Genomic DNA, 3,623 nt, shown 5'->3' on the forward strand with positions numbered 1-3,623 from the left:
ATGTCGCGTTCTGAGTCCCCCCGGCCGCTGCTCGAGATGCGCGGCATCAGCAAGACCTTCCCGGCCGTGCGCGCGCTCGACAACGTCAGCCTGACCGTCTATCCGGGCGAGATCCATTCGCTGATGGGCGAGAACGGCGCGGGCAAGTCGACGCTGATGAAGATCCTGTCGGGTGCGTACCGCGCCGACGCCGGCGGCGAGATCCTGATCGACGGCGCGCGCATCGACGTCGACGGCCCGCTCGCCGCGCGCGATGCCGGCGTCGCCGTGATCTACCAGGAGCTGTGCCTCGCGCCCAACCTCACCGTCGCGGAAAACATCTACGTCGGCCGCGAACTGCGCCGCGGCAACCGTCGCTGGGGCACCATCGACCGCGCGGCGATGGCGCGCGGCTGCCAGGACGTGCTCGCGCGCCTCGGTGCGCCGTTCGGCCCCGACACGCTGGTCGGCACGCTGTCGATCGCCGAGCAGCAGCTCGTCGAGATCGCGCGCGCCGTGCATACCCGCGCACGCATCCTCGTGATGGACGAACCGACGACGCCGCTGTCGTCGCGCGAAACCGAGCACCTGTTCGGCCTGATCCGCCAGCTGCGCGAGGAAGGTCTCGCGATCATCTACATCAGCCACCGGATGGCCGAAATCTACGAGCTGTCCGACCGCGTGTCGGTGCTGCGCGACGGCTCGTACGTCGGCACGCTCGAGCGCGCGTCGCTGTCGGCCGAGCGGCTCGTCGCGATGATGGTCGGCCGCGACATCTCCGGCTTCTACAAGAAGGAACACGCGCCGTACGATCCCGGCCACCTGCTGCTGTCGGTGCGCGACATCGCCGACGGCGAGCGCGTGCGCGGCTGCAGCCTCGACCTGCATGCGGGCGAGGTGCTCGGCATCGCCGGGCTCGTCGGCGCGGGCCGCACCGAGCTCGCGCGGCTGATCTTCGGCGCGGAGCCGCGCACGCGCGGCGACGTGAAGCTGGGCGAGCGCACGTTCGGCGCGCATTCGCCGCGCGACGCGATCGACGCGGGCCTCGTCTACCTGACGGAAGACCGCAAGCGCCAGGGCCTGTTCCTCGACATGAGCGTGCGCGACAACATCAACATCTCCGTGTGCAACCGCGATGCGCGGCTCGGCGCGCTCGATCTCGCGCGCGGCGCCACGCGCGCACGCGACGCGATCGCGTCGCTGTCGATCCGCGTGCCGAATGCGAACGTCAACGTCGGCGCGCTGTCGGGCGGCAACCAGCAGAAAGTGCTGCTGTCGCGCCTGCTCGAGACGAAGCCGCGCGTGCTGATCCTCGACGAGCCGACGCGCGGCGTCGACATCGGCGCGAAATCCGAAATCTACCGGATCATCAACGAACTGGCCCGCGCGGGTGTCGGCGTGATCGTGATCTCGAGCGAGCTGCCGGAGATCATCGGCGTCGCCGACCGCGTGCTCGTGATGCGCGAAGGCGAGATCGCCGGCGAACTCGGCGGCCACACGCACACGCCCATCACGCAGGAAGCGATCATCGCGCTCGCCACCGGCTCGCAAGCCGAGCTCGCCGACGCGCACTGACCACGGCCCCTTCATTTCCTTCTTCCTTCAAGGTACCGACATGATCCACCCGACCAAGCAGCGGAACCTCGCGTCCGCCACGGCCCATCCGGTCGCCAACCGTACGCCGCTGATGCGCGGCGCCGATCATCGCGCGCGCATGCAGTCGCTGATGCGCACCGCCGGCATGCTGCCGGTGCTGCTGGTCCTCTGCATCGGCTTCGGCTTCATGACCGACGGCTTCTTCACGCTGCAGAACCTGTCGATCGTCACGCAGCAGGCGTCGATCAACATCGTGCTCGCCGCCGGCATGACCTTCGTGATCCTGACGGGCGGCATCGACCTGTCGGTCGGCTCGGTGCTCGCCGCGTCGGCCGTCGCCGCGCTCATCGCGTCGACCATCCCCGGCTGGGGCTGGCTCGGCGTGCCGATCGCGCTCGCGGTCGGCCTCGTGTTCGGCGCGATCAACGGCGGCCTGATCTCGTTCCTGCGCCTGCCGCCGTTCATCGTCACGCTCGGCGCGATGACGGCCGTGCGCGGCGTCGCCCGCCTGATCGGCAACGACACGACCGTCTTCAACCCGCAACTGCCGTTCGCGTTCATCGGCAACGGCACGATCCTCGGCGTGCCGTGGCTCGTCGTGATCGCCTGCGCGGTGATCGCGCTGTCGTGGTTCATCCTGCGCCGCACGGTGCTCGGCATGCGGATCTATTCGGTGGGCGGCAACCCGGAAGCCGCGCGGCTGTCGGGCATCAACGTGCGCGCGATCCAGCTGTTCGTGTATGCGGCGTCGGGCCTGCTCGCCGGCCTCGGCGCGGTGATGTCGGCCGCGCGGCTCTATGCGGCCAACGGCCTGCAGCTCGGCCAGTCGTACGAGCTCGATGCGATCGCCGCGGTGATCCTCGGCGGCACGAGCTTCGTCGGCGGCGTCGGCTCGATCGTCGGCACGCTGATCGGCGCGCTGATCATCGCGGTGCTGACCAACGGCCTCGTGCTGCTCGGCGTGTCCGACATCTGGCAATACATCATCAAGGGGCTCGTGATCATCGGCGCGGTCGCGCTCGACCGCTATCGCCAGCGCGACTCGGCCCGCACCTGATTCGTATTCCTCACCACTCGACCATCGGGGCGCAGGCAGGTCCTCCTGCACCCATCCGCCAACGGACCTTCCGGAGACACAACGACATGTTCAAGCAAAAAGCCGCCCTGACCGCCGTCGCCTGCGCGCTCGCCTTCGGCGCCGCCGCCGCCCACGCAGCCGACAAGCCGCTGAAATCGATCGGCGTCACGGTCGGCTCGCTCGGCAACCCGTACTTCGTCACGATCGTGAAAGGCGCCGAGGCGCGCGCCAGGCAACTCAACCCGAACGCGAAGGTCACCGCGGTCTCGGCCGACTACGACCTGAACAAGCAGTTCACGCAGATCGACAACTTCATCTCCGCGCACGTCGACATGATCCTGCTGAACGCGACCGATCCGAAGGCGATTGAGCCGGCGGTGAAGAAGGCGCAGGCGGCGGGCATCACGGTCGTCGCGGTGGACGTCGCGGCGGCCGGCGCGAACGCGACCGTGCAGACCAACAACGTGAAGGCCGGCGAGCTCGCGTGCGACTTCCTCGCGAAGAAGCTCAACGGCAAGGGTAACGTGATCATCGAGAACGGCCCGCAGGTGTCGGCCGTGATCGATCGCGTGAACGGCTGCAAGACCGTGCTCGCGAAGAACCCTGGCATCAAGCTGCTGTCGAGCGACCAGGACGGCAAAGGCTCGCGCGAAGGCGGGATGAACACGATGCAGGGCTACCTGACGCGCTTTCCGAAGCTCGACGGCGTGTTCACGATCAACGACCCGCAGGCGATCGGCAGCGATCTCGCGGCGAAGCAGCTGAACCGCCCGAACATCGTGATCACGTCGGTCGACGGCGCGCCCGACATCGAGGTCGCGCTGAAGTCGAACACGCTCGTGCAGGCGTCGTCGAGCCAGGATCCGTGGGCGATGGCGCAGCAGGCCGTGAACGTCGGCTACGGGATCATGAACGGCCAGAAGCCGGCCAACCCGATGATCCTGATCGAGCCGACGCTCGTCACGCGCGA

3 protein-coding genes are annotated in these 3,623 nt (G+C 68.5%); all 3 read left to right on the forward strand.

Going from position 1 to position 3,623, the window contains the following annotated elements:
• Complete coding sequence (locus DID98_RS35220; protein WP_124572231.1) at positions 1–1,554, forward strand: sugar ABC transporter ATP-binding protein; 1,554 nt, start codon at positions 1–3, stop codon at positions 1,552–1,554.
• 40 nt (positions 1,555–1,594) lie between these two features.
• Positions 1,595–2,632: an ABC transporter permease subunit gene (locus DID98_RS35225; RefSeq protein WP_124572232.1), complete on the forward strand. Its 1,038-nt coding sequence runs from the start codon at positions 1,595–1,597 to the stop codon at positions 2,630–2,632.
• An 86-nt stretch (positions 2,633–2,718) separates the two neighbouring features.
• Positions 2,719–3,623 (forward strand): ABC transporter substrate-binding protein (locus tag DID98_RS35230; RefSeq protein WP_124572233.1); only part of this gene is annotated, 905 nt, incomplete at its 3' end.

Source organism: Burkholderia sp. Bp8984 (assembly GCF_003853755.1).
Lineage (GTDB): Bacteria > Pseudomonadota > Gammaproteobacteria > Burkholderiales > Burkholderiaceae > Burkholderia.

Coding starts and splice junctions, on each gene's coding strand:
- DID98_RS35220 (WP_124572231.1), top strand. CDS start 1: ATGTCGCGTTCTGAGTCCCCCCGGCCGCTGCTCGAGATGCGCGGCATC.
- DID98_RS35225 (WP_124572232.1), top strand. CDS start 1,595: ATGATCCACCCGACCAAGCAGCGGAACCTCGCGTCCGCCACGGCCCAT.